Origin of the sequence: Enterobacter cloacae complex sp. P12RS (assembly GCF_014895875.1) — a bacterium.
GTDB classification, from domain to species: domain Bacteria; phylum Pseudomonadota; class Gammaproteobacteria; order Enterobacterales; family Enterobacteriaceae; genus Enterobacter; species Enterobacter bugandensis.
The window spans coordinates 125,217-143,678 of the sequence record NZ_JADBQO010000028.1; the positions used below are offsets into that span (position 1 = coordinate 125,217).

An 18,462-nucleotide genomic window follows, 5' to 3' on the forward strand; every position below is an offset into this window, starting at 1 on the left:
TTGTGGAGAGGGCGCCAGTGCGCACAAAAACCTATACACATCTTTTACATCTCTGGCGCATCCTCCGCGCCCGCCTTATGCTATGATTCGCAACTTTGGAGCCTCTGCTTAAGGCAGAATCGCATGTCTACCGCTGTCCACTTTCAGCGGAATAACAACATCTTGTGGTGACAGATGAACAGTGGTTATCTGCATTTTCCGGAGTTTGATCCGGTCATTTTCTCAGTAGGACCTGTTTCGCTTCACTGGTACGGTCTGATGTACCTGGTGGGCTTTATTTTTGCCATGTGGCTCGCGGGCCGTCGCGCCAGCCGTCCTGGCAGCGGCTGGACCAAAAACGAAGTTGAAAACCTGCTGTACGCGGGCTTCCTCGGCGTGTTCCTCGGTGGCCGTATTGGGTATGTACTGTTCTATAACTTCCCGGTGTTCCTGAACGATCCCCTCTACCTGTTCCGCGTCTGGGACGGCGGCATGTCCTTCCACGGCGGCCTGATTGGGGTGATCCTGGTGATGGTGATTTTTGCCAAACGCACCAAACGCAACTTCTTCCAGGTGTCAGATTTTATCGCACCGCTGATCCCGTTTGGTCTGGGGGCGGGTCGTCTGGGCAACTTTATTAACGGTGAGCTGTGGGGCCGCGTTGACCCAAGCGTACCGTACACGATGCTCTTCCCGGGCTCCCGCGCGGAAGATATCGCCCTGCTGCCGTCGCACCCGGAGTGGCAGTCCATTTTCGATACCTACGGCGTGCTGCCGCGTCATATGTCCCAGCTGTATGAGCTGGCGCTGGAAGGCGTGGTGCTGTTTATCATCCTCAATCTGTTTATTCGCAAGCCGCGCCCGATGGGAGCTGTTTCCGGACTGTTCCTGATTGGCTATGGCGCGTTCCGCATCATCGTTGAATTCTTCCGCCAGCCGGATGCGCAGTTTACCGGCGAATGGGTACAGTACATCAGCATGGGGCAGATCCTCTCCATTCCGATGATTGTCGCGGGTGCCATTATGATGATTTGGGCGTATCGTCGTCGTCCACAGCAACAACTTTCCTGAGGAACCATGAAACAGTATCTTGAATTGATGAAAAAAGTGCTCGATGAGGGCACGCCGAAAAACGACCGTACCGGTACCGGTACGCTCTCCATTTTTGGCCACCAGATGCGCTTCAATCTGCAAGAAGGCTTCCCTCTGGTGACGACGAAGCGCTGCCACCTGCGCTCGATCATTCATGAACTGCTCTGGTTCCTGCAAGGCGACACTAACGTTGCGTATCTGCACGAAAATAACGTCTCCATCTGGGACGAATGGGCAGATGAAAACGGCAACCTGGGCCCGGTTTACGGCAAGCAGTGGCGCGCATGGCCAACGCCTGATGGCCGCCATATTGACCAGATCACCACCGTGATGAACCAGCTGAAAAACGATCCGGACTCGCGCCGAATCATCGTTTCCGCCTGGAACGTGGGCGAGCTGGACAAAATGGCGCTGGCTCCGTGCCACGCGTTCTTCCAGTTCTATGTCGCAGACGGCAAGCTCTCCTGCCAGCTCTACCAGCGCTCCTGTGACGTGTTCCTCGGCCTGCCGTTTAACATTGCCAGCTATGCGCTGTTAGTCCACATGATGGCGCAGCAGTGCGACCTGGAAGTGGGTGATTTCGTCTGGACAGGTGGGGACACCCATCTTTACAGCAATCATATGGAACAGACGCATCTTCAGCTCACTCGTGAACCGCGCGCGTTGCCGAAGCTGATTATCAAACGCAAACCGGAATCGATCTTCGATTACCGCTTTGATGATTTTGAGATTGAGGGGTACGACCCGTACCCTGGTATCAAAGCGCCCGTCGCTATCTGATGCGGTAAAGCGTGACATAACCGGTGCTGCTTAGCGCCGGTTTTTTTTCGTCTTTATTCCGTTTTCCGAGGCGTTATCCAGAAAACGTGCAACGCGCTGCAACTCTCCTGATACTTCGGATAACGCCTCGTAAAACCATTATTCACCGCTCGCCACGCCCACGGCGAATCGCCACACTTCCCGCATGAAAAAAGAGAACGGCTTTACGCTTATCGAAACGCTGGTGGCAGTCTCGCTGGTTGTCATACTCAGCGCCTCAGGTCTGTACGGCTGGGACAGCTGGCAGCGGCAGCAGCGGCTGTGGCAAACCGCCAGCCAGGTGCGCGACTATCTGGTGTTTCTGCGCAACCATGCCAACCGCTACAACCGCGACCATCAAATTAGCCTTCAGCGGTTGGGGGAGACAGAGTGTCTGGTGAGCTCTCCCGTGCAAGGCTGTGAGAAAGGCAGCCCCTTTGTTCTGATTCCACTCTGGCCAGAGGTCGCGGTGAGCGAGGTCACACCGTCATTAGGGTTCTATGGGTTAAGGGATACGGCATGGGCAGGGCGGATACGCCTGCAAAGCCGTGCCGGAGAATGGCTTATCCTGGTCTCAGACGGAGGGCGCATTAGAATGTGTAAGGTCTCACTAGGAGGTTCATGTCGATGAGACAACGCGGTTTCTCGCTGACAGAAGTTCTGATTGCTACGGCCATCAGTAGCCTGTTGTTGATTGGTGCATCGCGCTTTCTACCCGGATTGCATCAGGCGGTATTACTGCAATCCGGCCAGAGAGAGCTGGAAGAAGAGGTCTGGCAGCGCCTGTTTGCTCTCGGCAAACAGCTTCAGCGTGCGGGTTACTGTGCGGGGAACTGCCAGGGGCAAGGGCTGGCGATCGCAAGGCAGGGCAGCTGCGTCATTGTTCGGTGGGATGCCAACAGTAACGGTCGCTGGGACCGCAGTGCATCAGAAAACGACAGCACCGGTTTTCGTCTGGAATCGGGCGCGCTGGAAACGCTTCGTGGGGCAACCTCGTGTGAAGGTCAGGGATGGGAAAAGCTCACGGACCCGGACAGGCTCGCCATCGCGCATTTTGTGGTGAGGAAAGTAACACACACCGGGTTTGCGCCGGAGCTGAATATCGAACTGTCCGCCCTGCGCAACGGCGATCAAGGAGAGCCTTATCAGGCTTTGTATACGGTCACGGGGTATAACCTGTGAACCGTCAACGCGGTATGTCTTCGCTGGCGCTGGTTCTACTTTTACTGGTGCTTGGTACGCTGATCCTCACCGGCCTTAACCAGCAGCTGACAACGTTCAGCGCGCTCGTTGGCGGCGAGAGCCGTTCGCTGCAGCAGCAGGCTTCTGTACAGTCAGCGCTTGAGTGGGGACGCGTTCAGAGCTGGTCACCCGATCCTGAAGTCCAGTGCAAAAAGGCACCCGCGTGGCAAGTGTGTTTGCGGCGGCTGAGTGAGACCACTGTTTTACTGATTGCCGGAGTCAACGACCTGCTGCTCTGGCGTTCAGGAGAGATTATTGACGGTAATATTCGCTTTTCGCCTCACGGCTGGAGTGATTTTTGCCCACTAAAGGAACGTTCGCTATGCCAGCTGCCGTAAGCAAAGAAAAAGGATTTAGCATGGTTGAGGTTCTGCTGGCGATGATGCTGCTGGTCATCATCGTCACAGCACTGGCCGGCTATCATCGGGCGCTGGCGGCGCGGTTTACGCAGTTTAACCAGTATCGTCAGCTCTGGCACCACGCCTGGAATCAGGCTCAGCTCTCAACAAATGTTCTGCCCGCAGGCTGGCAGGCCAGTCGGGTGCAGACAACGCACGCAGGATGTGTCAGCATCACGGTTACACTTATTTCTCCTCTGGGGCGACGCGGTGAAATAACGCGTCTGCATTGCCCGGTTAGCCAGTAGTCGGGAGCGTCTATGTTAAGGGTCTACCACTCAAATCGTCTGGATGTGCTGGAAGCACTGATGGAATTTATCGTTGAGCGCGAGCGGCTCGACGATCCTTTTGAGCCTGAAATGGTGCTGGTGCAGAGCACCGGTATGGCACAGTGGCTGCAAATGTCGCTTTCTCGTAAGTTTGGCATTGCCGCGAATATTGATTTCCCGCTGCCCGCGAGCTTTATCTGGGAGATGTTTGTTCGCGTGTTACCGGACATCCCCGAGCAGAGCGCCTTCAACAAGCAGGGCATGAGCTGGAAGCTGATGGCGCTGCTGCCGGAGATGCTCCAGCACGATGAATTCGCCATGCTGCGCCACTACCTTAATGACGATACCGATAAGCGCAAGCTGTTCCAGCTGGCGTCGCGCACCGCCGATCTCTACGACCAATATCTTGTTTACCGTTCTGACTGGTTAATTCGCTGGGAAGCGGGCGAACTGGTTGAAGGGTTACCGGAGGCGCAAATATGGCAGGCACCGCTTTGGAAAGCGCTGGTCGAGCACACGGAGAAACTTGGGCAGCCTAAGTGGCATCGTGCCAACCTGTACGATCGGTTTATCTCAATACTCGAGAACGCGTCGGCGCGTCCAGCCCGACTGCCGTCACGCGTTTTTATCTGTGGGATATCCGCATTACCGCCTGTTTATCTGAAAGCGTTGAATGCGCTGGGTAAACATATCGATATTCATATTTTGTTCACCAACCCTTGCCGACAGTATTGGGGGGATATCCTCGACGAACGTTGGCTTGCGCGGCTGGTGACTCGCCAGCGAAAGCGCCTTTTTGAAGAACGATCCGTCCCGCTGTTTAAAGACGGCTCGACTGCCGGGCAGCTTTTTGATGAAGACGGCATCCAGAACCTGCCCAATCCACTGCTTGCCTCATGGGGGAAGCTGGGGCGTGATTACATTCACATGCTCTCCGATATTACATCATCAGGCGAAGGTGACGTTGACGCCTTTGTCGAGATCGCCCCGGATAGTCTGCTGCATAATATTCAGTTAGATATTCTGGATCTGGAGAACCGCGCCGTCATGGGCGTGACGGCGAAAGAGTTTGAGCGCAGCGACAGCAAGCGGAAGCTGGACGCTGAGGATCGCAGTATCACGATCCATGTTTGTCATAGCCCGCAGCGTGAGGTCGAAGTGCTTCACGATCGACTGCTGGCGATGCTGCAGGACGACCCTGAACTGACGCCGCGCGATATCGTGGTGATGGTGGCGGACATCGACAGCTACAGTCCCTTTATTCAGGCCGTCTTCGGCAGTGCGACGGGTGAGCGATATCTGCCTTACGCTATCTCTGACCGTCGTGCCCGTCAGTCGCACCCGGCATTGCAGGCATTTATCACCCTGCTTTCACTGCCGGATAGCCGGTTTATCTCCGAAGATGTTCTGGCGTTACTGGATGTTCCCGTGCTGGCAGCCCGCTTCAACATCAATGAAGAAGGGCTGCGCTACCTTCGCCAGTGGGTAAACGAATCAGGCGTTCGCTGGGGCATCGATGACGATAACGTCCAGGAGTTCGAGCTTCCCCCAACCGGCCAGCATACCTGGCGGTTTGGCCTGACGCGTATGCTGCTGGGCTACGCCATGGAGAGCAGCCAGGGCGAGTGGAACGAAGTGCTGCCTTACGATGAGTCCAGCGGTTTGATTGCTGACCTGGTAGGGCATTTAGCTTCTCTGCTGATGCAGCTTAACCGCTGGCGACGTGAACTAATGCAGCCGCGTCCGCTTGAAGAGTGGCTCCCGGTGTGCAGGGCGTTACTTAATGATTTCTTCCTGCCAGACAACGACACCGAAGCGGCGATGGCGCTCATTGAAACGCAGTGGCAGGCTATCGTTGACGAGGGCGTGAATTCCCACTATCGCGAAGCGATTCCTTTGTCGCTGCTGAGAGATGAGTTGACGCAGCGCCTTGACCAGGAGCGAATCAGCCAGCGTTTCCTGGCAGGCCCCATTAATATCTGTACCCTGATGCCAATGCGCTCAATTCCCTTTAAGGTGGTCTGCCTGCTCGGCATGAACGACGGTATTTATCCTCGGGCCCTGGCACCGCTGGGGTTCGATTTGATGAACGCAGATCCAAAGCGGGGTGACCGTAGCCGTCGTGATGATGACCGCTATCTCTTCCTTGAAGCGCTCATCTCCGCTCAAAGTAAGCTCTATATCAGCTATATCGGTCGTTCCATTCAGGACAACAGCGAGCGCTTCCCCTCCGTTCTGGTGCAGGAACTGGTGGACTATATCGGCCAGAGCCACTATCTGGCTGGGGATGAGGCGCTTAACTGCGACGAAAGCGAGCAGCGGGTGAAGGCGCACATTACCTGTATCCACAGCCGCATGCCGTTTGACCCGGTAAACTATATTGTCAGCGAACAGCAGAGCTATGCCCGCGAATGGCTGCCAGCAGCGAAAAAAGAGGGGAGAGCCCATACGGATTTTATTCAGCCGCTTGATCCGCTGCCCATCAACACTCTGACTTTCGAACAGCTTCAGCGGTTTTGGGCGCATCCGGTGCGCGCCTTCTTCCAGCAGCGATTACAGGTCAACTTCCGCTCTGAAGAGAGCGAAATTCCTGATGCAGAACCCTTTACTCTGGATGGGCTGGAGCGCTATCAGCTAAACCTTCAACTGCTTAATGCGCTGGTTGAAGAGGAAGATGCAGACAAACTTTACCGCCGCTACCGTGCCGCAGGGCAACTACCTTACGGTGCGTTTGGGGAAATCGTCTGGGAGGCGCAGTGCCAGGAGATGACCGCTCTGGCGGAGCGCGTCAGGGAGCACCGCCAGCCCGGACACAGCATCGAAATCGATCTCAGTTGCAAGGGCATACAGCTCACGGGCTGGCTAACCCAGGTTCAACCGGATGGGCTACTGCGCTGGCGGCCTTCTCTGCTCAGCGTTTCACAAGGATTGCAACTCTGGCTGGAACATCTTGTCTACAGTGCGGGTGGGAATAAAGGTGAAAGCCGGATCTTCGTGCGCAAAGAGGGCGAATGGCGCTTCCCACCTATGGAGGCAGAACAGGCGTTACGCTATCTGTCCTTGTATATTGAGGGCTATCTTCAGGGAATGAACAAACCCCTCCTGTTACTGCCCGAAAGTGGCGGAGCGTGGATAAAAGCCTGTTATGACGCGCAGAATGATGCGATGTTAACGGATGAGGCTTCGCTGCAGAAAGCGCGCAGTAAATTTATGCAGGCCTATGAAGGAAACATGATGGTACGCGGTGAAGGTGAGGATGTCTGGTATCAACGTCTATGGCGAACGCTTGAGCCAGAATACTTCGAGGCTATTACGGAAGAGGCACAGCGCTACCTGTTACCGTTGTTTAAGTTTAATCAGTCCTGAGCGCTGTATAAAAATTGCGCAGTATGGGGTGTTCATTTATGATGCACTTCTTATCACGGACTGATGTACCCAAAGAATGAGATGTTGGCGTGTCCAGCACGCAGTTTGTTAATGATGTAGCCGTGATAAAGAGGTCGTAATGCCAGGCAGCACCTTGTTTAAAGCGTTTGTTTTGTTTTTCGCCCTCTGGGCACCCGTCACTCACGCAGACTCCGGTTGGCAACCCGTTCAGGAAACTATCCGTAAGAGCGAAAAAGATACCCGTCAGTATCAGGCTATCCGCCTTGATAACGGTATGACCGTGCTGCTGGTTTCCGATCCGCAGGCGGTGAAATCCCTCTCGGCGTTAGTGGTGCCGGTTGGATCGCTGGAAGATCCTGAGGCGCATCCGGGGCTGGCGCATTACCTCGAACACATGACGCTGATGGGCTCTAAAAAATATCCGCAGCCGGATAGCCTTTCAGAATTCCTGAAAATGCACGGCGGCAGCCACAACGCCAGCACGGCACCGTACCGCACGGCCTTTTATCTCGAAGTCGAAAATGACGCGCTGGAAGGGGCGGTTGATCGTCTTGCCGATGCTATCGCCGCGCCGCTGCTGGATAAAAAATACGCCGACCGCGAGCGCAATGCCGTCAATGCGGAGCTGACCATGGCCCGTACTCGGGACGGTATGCGTATGGCGCAGGTCAGCGCCGAGACCATCAACCCGGCGCATCCGGGCTCACGTTTCTCGGGCGGTAACCTGGAGACGCTGAGCGATAAACCGGGAAGCCCGGTCATTGACGCCCTGCATGCGTTTCGTGACAAATACTACTCCGCCAACCTGATGAAGGCGGTTATTTACAGCAACAAACCGTTGCCGGAGCTTGCCGGACTGGCGGCACAAACGTTTGGCCGGGTGCCGAATAAAAATATTGACCTGCCGAAGATAGACGTACCGGTTGTCACGGACGCGCAAAAAGGGATCGTCATCCACTACGTCCCTGCCATGCCCCGCAAAGTGCTGCGCGTTGAGTTCCGCATTGATAACAACACAGCCCAGTTTCGCAGTAAAACCGACGAGCTGGTGACCTACCTGATTGGTAACCGCAGCCCGGGAACCTTATCTGACTGGCTGCAAAAACAGGGGCTGGTGGAAGGGATCCGCGCCGATTCCGATCCCGTGGTAAACGGCAATAGCGGTGTGCTGGCGATCTCCGCCACCCTGACCGACAAAGGTCAGGCCAACCGTGATGAAGTGGTGGCGGCTATCTTTAGCTACCTCTCTTTACTGCGCGAGAAAGGCGTCGATAAGCGCTATTTTGATGAACTGGCGCACGTGCTGGATCTCGATTTCCGTTACCCGTCCATTACCCGCGATATGGATTACGTGGAGTGGCTGGCGGATACCATGATCCGCGTGCCGGTGGCGCACACGCTCGACGCGGTCAATATTGCCGATCGTTATGATGCCGAGGCGGTAAAAGCGCGCCTGGCGATGATGACGCCGCAAAATGCCCGCATCTGGTACATCAGCCCGAACGAACCGCATAACAAGACGGCATACTTTGTTGATGCCCCTTATCAGGTAGACAAAATCAGCGACCAGACTTTCGCCGACTGGCAGAAGAAGGCCGGTGAGATTGCGTTGAAGCTGCCGGAGCTGAACCCCTATATCCCGGATGATTTCTCGCTGATCAAAACGACTAAGAATTATCCGCACCCGGAGCTCATTATTGATGAACCGACGCTGCGCGTGGTGTATACCCCAAGCCGTTATTTTGCGAGCGAGCCAAAGGCCGATGTCAGCGTGGTCCTGCGTAACCCGAAAGCGATGAACAGCGCCAAAAATCAGGTGATGTTCGCGCTCAATGACTATCTGGCCGGTATCGCGCTCGATCAGCTCAGCAACCAGGCGGCCGTGGGTGGGATCAGTTTCTCCACCAACGCCAACAACGGTTTGATGCTTAATGCAAATGGCTATACTCAGCGTCTGCCTCAGCTTTTCAAGGCACTGCTCGAGGGTTACTTCAGCTACACGCCAACGGAGGAGCAGCTTGAGCAGGCTAAATCCTGGTATGCGCAGATGATGGATTCTGCAGAAAAGGGCAAAGCTTACGATCAGGCGCTTATGCCGGCACAAATGCTGTCGCAAATACCTTATTTCCAGCGTGAAGAACGCCGTGCCTTGCTGCCATCAATCTCATTAAAAGAGGTGCTGGCTTACCGTGACTCGCTAAAAACCAACACGCGCCCGGAGTTTCTTATCGTCGGCAACATGAGCGAAGATCAGGCCAAAACGCTGGCAGAAAATGTTCGCACGCAGCTCGGTTCGAAAGGGGACGAGTGGTGCCGTAACCAGGACGTGCTGGTTGAGAAAAAACAGAATGTGATCTTTGAAAAAGCGGGGAGCAGCACTGATTCCGCGCTGGCCGCGGTGTTTGTGCCAACGGGCTATGATGAATTCGCAAGCTCTGCGCAGAGCGCCGTTCTGGGTCAGATTATTCAGCCGTGGTTCTATAACCAGCTGCGCACAGAAGAGCAGCTTGGCTATGCGGTATTTGCTTTCTCAATGAACGTGGGGCGTCAATGGGGGCTGGGCTTCCTGCTGCAAAGCAGCGACAAACAGCCGGCCTATCTCTGGCACCGCTATCAGGCGTTCTTCCCGCAGGTGGAAGCAAAACTGCGGGCCATGAAGCCGGAAGAGTTTGCTCAGATCCAGCAGGCCGTCATCGCGCAGGTGATGCAGCCGCCGCAGACGCTGGGCGAAGAGGCGTCACAGCTGAGCAAAGATTTCGATCGCGGTAATCTGAAATTTGATTCGCGTGATAAAGTAGTGGCCGAGATAAAACAGCTGACGCCGCAGAAGGCTGCCGATTTCTTCCATCAGGCCGTGATTAAGCCGCAGGGCATCACTATCCTGTCTCAGGTTTCCGGTAGCCAGAACGGGAAAACGGACTACGTGAACCCGAAAGGCTGGAAAGTCTGGAAGAGCGTCAGCGCGTTGCAGCAATCTATGCCCTGGAGTAAGAAAGAATGACCGATACCGCTGAGTCCCTTGATCCCTTACGTTTACCTCTGCAGGGTGAACGATTGATTGAAGCCTCAGCGGGAACGGGAAAAACCTTCACCATCGCCGCGCTCTATCTGCGCCTGCTGTTAGGGCTTGGCGGTAACGCCGCTTTTCCTCGTCCTTTGAGCGTTGAAGAGCTACTGGTTGTTACCTTTACCGAGGCTGCCACCGCTGAGCTGCGCGGCCGTATTCGGACCAATATCCACGAACTGCGCATCGCCTGTCTGCGCCAGAGCACGGATAACCCTCTCTACGCGAGCCTTCTGGAAGAGATTGCCGATAAGCAACAGGCAGCCCAGTGGCTGCTCCTCGCAGAAAGGCAGATGGACGAAGCGTCCGTCTTCACCATTCACGGTTTTTGCCAGCGCATGCTGAGCCTGAATGCGTTTGAATCCGGCATGCTGTTTGAGCAGCAGCTTATTGAAGATGAATCCGTGCTTCGCTATCAGGCCTGCGCGGATTTCTGGCGTCGCCACTGCTATCCGTTACAGCGGGATATTGCGGAAGCGGTACATGCGTTGTGGAAGGGGCCCGAAGCACTGCTGCGCGCCATCGATCGTTATCTTCAGGGGGAAGCGCCGGTCATCAAATCTCCGCCCCCGGCGGATGAAACCCTGGCCTCACGCCATGAAAAAATCATCGCTAAAATTGCCGACATCAAACAAAAATGGATTGAGTCAGTCGGTGAGATTGACGGGATCATCGAGAATTCCGGGATCGATCGACGTAAGTTCAATCGCGGCAACCAGGGCAAATGGATCGAGAAGATCAGCGCGTGGGCGCAGGAAGAGACGCGCGGTTACCAGCTCCCGGATGCGCTGGAGAAATTCTCCCGGCGTTTCCTGGTTGAGCGGACCAAAGCCGACGGCATCGTGCCTGAACATCCCCTGTTTCTGGCGATTGAAACCCTGCTGGCGGAGCCCCTGACGCTCAACGATCTGATGATCGCTCGCGCCATGACGGAGATCCGCGACGCCGTCGCGCGTGAAAAGCGTCGCCGGGGCGAGCTGGGGTTCGACGATATGCTGAGCCGACTTGATGCGGCGCTGTGCAGTGAGAATGGCGAAGCGCTTGCCGCCGCGATTCGCACCCGCTTCCCGGTGGCAATGATTGACGAATTTCAGGACACCGACCCACAGCAGTACCGCATTTTCCGCCGTATCTGGCGCCAGCAGCCCGGCACCGCGCTGTTGTTAATCGGCGATCCTAAGCAGGCCATTTACGCCTTCCGCGGTGCGGATATTTTCACCTACATGAAAGCCCGCAGCGAGGTTAACGCGCACTACACGCTCGAAACCAACTGGCGCTCTTCTCCCGGCATGGTGGAAAGCGTCAATGCGCTCTTCAGCCGCATGGATACGGCGTTTATGTTCCGGGAGATCCCTTTCCAGCCGGTCAAGTTCGCCCCTAAAAATACCGCGTTGCGCTTCGAGGTTAATGGCGAAACTCAGCCAGCCATGAACTTCTGGCTACTTGATGGGGAAGGCTGGGGCGTCGCGGACTATCAAAATGCTATGGCCCAGCACTGTGCGGCGCAAATTAGGGACTGGCTCAGCGCAGGCGCGCGCGGCGATGCGCTGCTGTGGAAGGAGGATAAACCAGCCCCGGTAAAGGCATCCGATATCACGGTGCTGGTGCGCAGCCGTCAGGAGGCCGCGCTTATCCGCGACGCCCTGACGCTATTGAATATACCGTCCGTTTACCTCTCCAACCGCGACAGCGTTTTTGAAACGCTGGAAGCCCTCGAGATGCTATGGCTGCTGCAGGCTGTGCTGGCCCCGGAGCGTGAAAGCACGCTCCGCAGCGCCTTAGCGAGCGCGATGCTCGGGCTGAATGCGCGTGACATTGATGCGCTTAATACTGACGAATCCGCGTGGGATGCTGTGGTAGAAGAGTTTGTGCGCTACCGTGAAAAATGGCAGAAGCGCGGCGTGATGGCGATGGTGCGCGAGCTCATGGCACATCGTCACATTGCGGAAAACATGCTGGCGACAGCGGGCGGCGAGCGCCGTCTGACCGATATTTTGCACATCAGCGAGCTGCTCCAGGAAGCGGGTACGCAGCTGGAGAGCGAGCATGCTCTGGTGCGCTGGCTGGCCCAGCAGATTGCCGACCCTAACAGCAATTCTTCCAGCCAGCAGATGCGCCTCGAGAGCGATAAACATCTGGTGCAGATCGTCACCATTCACAAGTCGAAAGGCCTGGAGTATCCGCTGGTCTGGCTGCCGTTTATCGCCAATTATCGCGTACAGGACCAGGCTTTTTACCACGATCGCGAGTCGTTCGAAGCGGTACTCGACCTCAGCAACGCGGAGTCCAGCGTCGAGCTGGCCGAAGCGGAGCGTCTCGCGGAAGACCTGCGCCTGCTATACGTGGCGCTGACCCGTTCGGTCTGGCACTGTTCCCTGGGCGTCGCGCCGCTGTTCCGTCGCCGTGGCGAAAAGAGCGGCGAGAGTGATTTTCATCTGAGCGCGCTGGGGCGGCTTATTCAGCGCGGCGAGCCTAAAGATGCCGCAGGGCTGCGCCAGTGCATCGAATCACTTTGCTCAGAGCATGTTGCCCTGCATATTCCCTCCCAGCCCGACAGCAGCCGCTGGCAGACGCCGGAGCAGGGAGAGTCAGCGCTGCATGCCCGCGAGGTGGCTCGCACAATCACTGACGACTGGCGCGTCACCAGTTACTCCGGTTTACAGCAGCACGGACAGAGTATTGCGCAAGATCTGATGCCAAAACTGGACGTGGATGCCGCTGGGGCCGGGAGCGTGCCCGTCGAGCCGGCGCTCACGCCGCATCAGTTTCCGCGCGGCGCCTCGCCGGGCACGTTTTTGCACAGCCTGTTTGAAGAGCTGGATTTTACCCAGCCGGTATCAGAAGAGTGGGTGCTGAAGATGTTACAGAGCGGCGGCTACGACGCACAGTGGCAGCCGGTTCTCACTGAATGGATCCGCGCTGTTCTGCACGCGCCGCTCACGGTGCAGGGGATCTCGCTGAGCCAGCTGACCGCCAAAGATAAGCAGGTGGAGATGGAGTTTTACCTCCCCATCGCCAGCCCGCTCAGGGCCGAGGCGCTTGATGCGCTGATCCGCGAGTACGATCCGTTATCCGCCGGGTGTCCGCCGCTGAATTTTCGCCAGGTGCAGGGGATGCTGAAAGGCTTTATCGACCTGGTTTTCCGCCACGAAGGGCGCTACTACCTGCTGGATTACAAATCGAACTGGCTGGGGGCAAACAGCGAAGCCTATACCCAGCAGGCGATGGCCTCAGCGATGCAAATGCATCGCTACGATCTGCAGTATCAGCTTTACACCCTGGCGCTGCACCGTTACCTGCGCCATCGCATGGCCGATTATCGCTATGAAGATCATTTTGGCGGCGTCATTTACCTGTTTCTGCGCGGCGTGGATGCTAACGACCCGCGTTCGGGTATCTTCAGCACCCGCCCGGCTGTGGAGTTGATTGAAAAGATGGATAACCTGTTTGCTGCAAGCACGGAGGAAGTAGCATGACGATGCAGGCGCTACTGCTGGACGCAATTGAACAACGTGCACTTCGCCACCTGGACGTACAATTTGCCATGATGGTGGCGGGCGAAGAGCCTGCCGTCATGCTTGCCGCGGCGATCCTGAGTAAAGATGCGGGAGAAGGGCATGTCTGTCTGCCGCTTTCACGTCTGGTGGTGGATGAGAAAATGCCGCCGGCTTTACAGGCGTGTTTCGCGCTTCTGGGTGAGGCAGTGGACTGGCAAGAAATATTACTCCGCTCTCCCGCCGTCAGCAGCGCCGATACCGGTACGCCAATGATTTTGACGGGCGAACGTTTGTATCTGAACCGGCTGTGGCGTAACGAACTGACGGTGGCGCGCTTTTTCAGCGAGACCAATGCTCCGCTCCCGTGCGATGAAGCACTGCTCCGGCAAACGCTGGATACGCTGTTTACCTCTGACGACGAGACAGACTGGCAGAAAGTGGCGGCAGCAGTGGCGTTAACGCGGCGGATATCGGTGATTTCGGGCGGGCCGGGCACCGGTAAAACGACCACCGTGGCTAAGCTGCTTGCCGCGCTGATTCAGTTATCGGGTGAGCAAAAGTGTCGTATCCGCCTGGCGGCACCCACCGGTAAAGCGGCTGCACGTCTGACGGAGTCGTTAGGCGGCGCGCTGCAAAAACTGCCGCTCACCGGGGAGCGGCTTGCGCTTTTCCCTAACGAAGCCAGCACGCTGCACCGCTTGCTCGGCGCGCAGCCGGGTAGCCAGCGTCTGCGCTACCATGCCGGTAACCCGCTGCATCTGGACGTGCTGGTGGTGGATGAAGCATCGATGATTGACCTGACGATGATGTCGCGTTTGATTGATGCGTTGCCGCCGCACGCGCGCGTCATTTTCCTCGGCGACCGCGATCAGCTTGCCTCCGTTGAGGCCGGGGCCGTGCTGGGCGATATCTGCACCTATGCCAGCCTGGGGTATACCGCTGAACGCGCTGAGGAGCTGGCGCGCCTGACCGGATGTTCGCTCGCGGCTGAAAACCATTTACTTGCGGGGGCGCTGCGCGACAGCCTGTGTCTGCTGCAAAAAAGCTACCGTTTTGGCAGCGATTCCGGCATTGGTCAGCTTGCGGCGGCGGTGAACCGGGGCGACCGGCACGCTACCTGTGCGGTATTTGACGGTACCTTTACCGATATTGAGAAAAAATCGCTGCAAACCGGGGAAGAGTATCAGGCGATGCTGGATGACGCCCTGCTGGGGTACCAACATTTTCTGACGGGCGTACAGCAGCAAAGCACGCCGGAGCAGGTCATTGCCGCGTTTGGCGAATACCAGCTGCTCTGCGCGTTGAGGGAAGGGCCCTTTGGCGTCAGCGGCCTGAACGACAGGCTGGAACAGCTGCTGGCGCAAAAGCGTAAAATCAACCGTACTCCGCACTCGCGCTGGTATGAAGGCCGGCCGGTGATGATCTCCCGCAACGACAGCGCGCTGGGGTTGTTTAACGGGGATATCGGGATTGCGCTCGATCGCGGGCAGGGGCTTCGCGTCTGGTTCCAGATGCCGGACGGTAGCGTGAAGTCCTTCCAGCCGAGCCGTTTGCCCGAGCATGAAACTGCCTGGGCGATGACGGTGCATAAATCCCAGGGTTCTGAGTTTAACCATGCGGCACTTATCCTGCCCACACAGCTTTCCCCTGTCGTTACTCGCGAGCTGATCTATACCGCCATTACGCGCGCGCGTCAGCGCCTGTCGCTGTATACCGATGAACGGGTGCTGGTACAGGCGATTGCCACTCGCACGGAACGCCGAAGCGGGCTGAGCGCGATATTTGACTCCCTATGAACGACGCCGGCAAAGAAAGGATTACCCCAGGTCGGCCATCAGCACTTTCGAACGGCGCTGATAGTTGTACATCTCTTTCTTCGTTTCCGGCAGAGAATCAATATCCACCGGCGTGAACCCGCGCTCCTGGAACCAGTGAATGCTGCGCGTCGTCAGGACGAACAGCTTGCTCAGCCCCATCTGACGCGCCTGTGCCGCCACGCGCTCAAGCAGCATTTCGCCGCGTGAAGAGCTGCGGTAATCCGGGTGCACCGCCACGCAGGCCATTTCTCCGATTTTCTCTTCCGGGAACGGATAGAGGGCGGCGCAGGCAATGGTCAGGTTATCGCGCTGGATAATGGTGAATTTGTCGATCTCCATCTCCAGCTGCTCGCGGGAGCGACGAACCAGAATACCCTGCTGTTCCAGCGGACGGATCAGCTCCAGAATGCCGCCGATATCGTTGATGGTCGCGCGGCGAATCTGCTCTGCACTTTCCATCACAATCTGGGTGCCAATACCGTCGCGGGAGAACAGCTCCTGCAGCAGAGCTCCGTCTTCCTGATAGCTGATCAGGTGACTACGGCGCACGCCGCTGCGGCAGGCCTTCACGGCGCCACGCAGGAAGCGGACGGTGCCGGAGTGGTAATCCCCTTCGGCTTCCAGCGCTTCAACGCGGGCCTGCGCTTCATTCGGGAAGAGTTCCGGCACAATCACCCCTTCATCGTTTACGACGCCCTGGGAGGAGCAAAACCCAATCATTTTTTCCGCCTTCAGCTTGATCGCCAGCTGGGTGGCAATCTCTTCGGACGTCAGGTTAAAGCTTTCACCGGTTACGGAAACCGCCACCGGCCCCATCAGGACAATGGCACCGCTGTCGAGCTGACGGTGAATGGCCTCTTCATCAATACGACGAATGCGGCCGCTGTGGCAGTAATCCACGCCATCGTCCACGCCGAGCGGCTGGGCAATGATAAAGTTGCCGCTCACGACGTTGATATGCGCGCCCTGTAGCGGCGTGTTGTTCAGGCTCATCGACAGGCGAGCGGTGATATCCAGCTGCAGCAGACCCGCCGCCTGCTTCACCAGCTCCAGGGTTTTGGCATCCGTGACGCGGGTATGTTTGTGGTAAATCGGCTCGTGGTGGTGAGCGGCCAGGTTGGCGTCGATCTGCGGGCGCGCGCCATAGACCACCACCAGGCGGATCCCGAGGCTGTGCAGCAGGCCAATGTCATTGACGATGCTGGAAAAATTTTCATGCTCAATGGCTTCGCCGCCCAGCATGATGACAAACGTTTTTCCCCGGTGGGCGTTGATATAGGGAACAGAATGGCGGAATCCCTGGACCAGTTCGGTTCTACGTTCCTTCACCATGGCACAACCCTTAATGAATGTTTATTCGTAATTTATGTATTTTTATTCGATTGTGGGCGCGTGTGCAAGTGCAAATTTTCTGCGACCTACAGAAATTAATAAGTAATCCGTGCGTTAACGTATGATTGTTTACCCTTTTATAGATGACAGTTTATGCGTCATTCGTTAAAGTTTTCGGTCAATCTGCACTTTTGTATATCAGTTTGTTTTCTTGCTCGGGAGAAGCATGTCGGGATCCAATTCAGCAATAAGCCGCCGCCGTTTGTTAAAAGGGGCCGGGGCAATGTGGTTGCTTAGCGTCAGCCAGGTCGGTCTTGCCGCCACGAGTCAGGTGGTGGCGGTGCGCGTCTGGCCGTCGTCGACCTATACGCGCGTGACGGTTGAATCCAATCGCGTGCTGAAATATAAGCAATTTGCCCTCAGCAACCCTGAACGCGTGGTGGTGGATCTCGAAGGGGTGAACCTCAACTCCGTGCTGAAAGGCATGGCGGCGCAGATCCGCGGTGACGATCCGTTTATTAAATCGGCGCGCGTCGGTCAGTTTGATCCGCAAACCGTGCGCATGGTGTTTGAGCTTAAGCAGAACGTTAAGCCGCAGCTGTTCGCCCTGGCGCCTGTCGCGACGTTTAAAGAGCGTCTGGTGATGGATCTTTACCCGGCGAATGCGACGGATATTCAGGATCCGCTTCTCGCCCTGCTGGAGGATTACAACAAAGGCGATCTTCAGCGTCAGGTGCCGCCTGCGCAAAGCGGCCCGCAGCCGGGGAAAGCAGGGCGCGATCGTCCGATTGTGATCATGCTCGATCCCGGCCACGGCGGCGAAGACTCCGGTGCGGTGGGGAAATACCATACGCGTGAAAAAGACGTGGTGCTGCAAATTGCCCGTCGTCTGAAGGCGTTAATTGATAAAGAGGGCAATATGCGCGCCTACATGACGCGCAATGAGGATGTCTTTATTCCGCTGAAGGTGAGGGTGGCGAAAGCGCAGAAGCAGCGTGCCGATCTGTTCGTCTCGATCCATGCGGATGCCTTTACCAGCCGCCAGCCGAGCGGCTCGTCGGTGTTTGCGCTCTCAACCAAGGGCGCGACCAGTACCGCGGCGCGATACCTTGCGGACACCCAAAACGCCTCGGACCTGATCGGTGGCGTGAGCAAAAGCGGCGACCGCTACGTCGACCACACCATGTTCGACATGGTGCAGTCCCTGACCATTAACGACAGCCTGAAGTTTGGTAAAGCGGTGCTGGGCAAGCTGGGGAACATCAATAAGCTGCACAAAAACAGCGTTGAGCAGGCCGGGTTTGCGGTGCTGAAGGCACCGGATATCCCGTCCATTCTGGTAGAAACCGCGTTTATCAGTAACGTTGAAGAAGAGCGTAAGCTCAAGACGGCAAAGTTCCAGCAGGAGGTGGCGGAGTCGATTCTGGCGGGGATACGGGCGTATTTCTCAGACGGGGCGACGCTGGCGCGGCGCGGGTAGGTTTTTAGCCGGGTGAAATGCCCGGCAAATTCACAAACGGCAGATACAAAAAAACACCCTTAAGGGTGTTTATTGTTTTTAGAAGTGTTGGTTGCGGGGGCCGGATT

At 56.7% G+C, this 18,462-nt stretch carries 12 protein-coding genes; 11 read left to right on the forward strand and 1 reads right to left on the reverse strand.

The window, feature by feature from the left end; genetic code table 11:
* The first annotated feature begins 174 nt into the window (after positions 1–174).
* From lgt to recD, 10 genes are all read left to right on the forward strand, one after another.
* Positions 175–1,050, forward strand: a complete 876-nt coding sequence (gene lgt, locus IM284_RS16540) for a prolipoprotein diacylglyceryl transferase (protein ID WP_028014284.1) — start codon at positions 175–177, stop codon at positions 1,048–1,050.
* Between the two features lie 6 nt (positions 1,051–1,056).
* On the forward strand, positions 1,057–1,851 hold the full coding sequence (gene thyA / locus IM284_RS16545; protein WP_047367463.1) for a thymidylate synthase: 795 nt from the start codon (positions 1,057–1,059) through the stop codon (positions 1,849–1,851).
* A 184-nt stretch (positions 1,852–2,035) separates the two neighbouring features.
* Positions 2,036–2,500, forward strand: coding sequence for a prepilin peptidase-dependent protein (locus tag IM284_RS16550; RefSeq protein ID WP_047367464.1), 465 nt, complete (start codon positions 2,036–2,038; stop codon positions 2,498–2,500).
* A complete protein-coding gene (locus IM284_RS16555; RefSeq protein ID WP_045260904.1) occupies positions 2,491–3,051 on the forward strand; it encodes a prepilin peptidase-dependent protein in 561 nt (186 codons plus the stop codon). Before IM284_RS16550 ends, IM284_RS16555 begins: the two co-directional genes overlap by 10 nt.
* Entirely contained in the window at positions 3,048–3,449 is a 402-nt protein-coding gene (locus tag IM284_RS16560) for a DUF2509 family protein (protein WP_047367465.1), read from the forward strand. The genes IM284_RS16555 and IM284_RS16560 overlap by 4 nt, the downstream gene beginning before the upstream one ends.
* Positions 3,434–3,757 (forward strand): prepilin-type N-terminal cleavage/methylation domain-containing protein, encoded by a 324-nt coding sequence (locus IM284_RS16565; RefSeq protein ID WP_041908385.1) that lies wholly within the window; start codon positions 3,434–3,436, stop codon positions 3,755–3,757. Before IM284_RS16560 ends, IM284_RS16565 begins: the two co-directional genes overlap by 16 nt.
* A 12-nt stretch (positions 3,758–3,769) precedes the next feature.
* A complete protein-coding gene (recC, locus tag IM284_RS16570) occupies positions 3,770–7,144 on the forward strand; it encodes an exodeoxyribonuclease V subunit gamma (RefSeq protein ID WP_047367466.1) in 3,375 nt (1,124 codons plus the stop codon).
* Positions 7,145–7,283: 139 nt separating this feature from the next.
* The gene (gene ptrA / locus IM284_RS16575; protein WP_047367467.1) at positions 7,284–10,166 is read left to right on the forward strand and encodes a pitrilysin; all 2,883 of its coding nucleotides are present in this window, start codon (positions 7,284–7,286) and stop codon (positions 10,164–10,166) included.
* A complete protein-coding gene (gene recB, locus IM284_RS16580) occupies positions 10,163–13,705 on the forward strand; it encodes an exodeoxyribonuclease V subunit beta (RefSeq protein ID WP_047367468.1) in 3,543 nt (1,180 codons plus the stop codon). Before ptrA ends, recB begins: the two co-directional genes overlap by 4 nt.
* Positions 13,702–15,522 carry an exodeoxyribonuclease V subunit alpha gene (gene recD, locus IM284_RS16585; RefSeq protein WP_045260899.1) on the forward strand — a complete coding sequence of 607 codons (1,821 nt, stop codon included), beginning with the start codon at positions 13,702–13,704 and terminating at the stop codon, positions 15,520–15,522. Before recB ends, recD begins: the two co-directional genes overlap by 4 nt.
* Before the next feature lie 21 nt (positions 15,523–15,543).
* Here recD and argA read toward each other — a convergent pair whose 3' ends face one another.
* Positions 15,544–16,875, reverse strand: a complete 1,332-nt coding sequence (gene argA, locus IM284_RS16590) for an amino-acid N-acetyltransferase (RefSeq protein ID WP_014885072.1) — start codon at positions 16,873–16,875, stop codon at positions 15,544–15,546.
* Positions 16,876–17,101: 226 nt separating this feature from the next.
* Here argA and amiC point away from each other — a divergent pair, with 226 nt between their 5' ends.
* The gene (amiC, locus tag IM284_RS16595; protein WP_014885071.1) at positions 17,102–18,355 is read left to right on the forward strand and encodes an N-acetylmuramoyl-L-alanine amidase AmiC; all 1,254 of its coding nucleotides are present in this window, start codon (positions 17,102–17,104) and stop codon (positions 18,353–18,355) included.
* Positions 18,356–18,462 lie beyond the last annotated feature (107 nt).

Coding starts and splice junctions, on each gene's coding strand:
- IM284_RS16555 (WP_045260904.1), top strand. CDS start 2,491: ATGTCGATGAGACAACGCGGTTTCTCGCTGACAGAAGTTCTGATTGCT.
- amiC (WP_014885071.1), top strand. CDS start 17,102: ATGTCGGGATCCAATTCAGCAATAAGCCGCCGCCGTTTGTTAAAAGGG.
- recB (WP_047367468.1), top strand. CDS start 10,163: ATGACCGATACCGCTGAGTCCCTTGATCCCTTACGTTTACCTCTGCAG.
- IM284_RS16550 (WP_047367464.1), top strand. CDS start 2,036: ATGAAAAAAGAGAACGGCTTTACGCTTATCGAAACGCTGGTGGCAGTC.
- IM284_RS16565 (WP_041908385.1), top strand. CDS start 3,434: ATGCCAGCTGCCGTAAGCAAAGAAAAAGGATTTAGCATGGTTGAGGTT.
- argA (WP_014885072.1), bottom strand. CDS start 16,875: ATGGTGAAGGAACGTAGAACCGAACTGGTCCAGGGATTCCGCCATTCT.
- ptrA (WP_047367467.1), top strand. CDS start 7,284: ATGCCAGGCAGCACCTTGTTTAAAGCGTTTGTTTTGTTTTTCGCCCTC.
- recC (WP_047367466.1), top strand. CDS start 3,770: ATGTTAAGGGTCTACCACTCAAATCGTCTGGATGTGCTGGAAGCACTG.
- recD (WP_045260899.1), top strand. CDS start 13,702: ATGACGATGCAGGCGCTACTGCTGGACGCAATTGAACAACGTGCACTT.
- thyA (WP_047367463.1), top strand. CDS start 1,057: ATGAAACAGTATCTTGAATTGATGAAAAAAGTGCTCGATGAGGGCACG.
- lgt (WP_028014284.1), top strand. CDS start 175: ATGAACAGTGGTTATCTGCATTTTCCGGAGTTTGATCCGGTCATTTTC.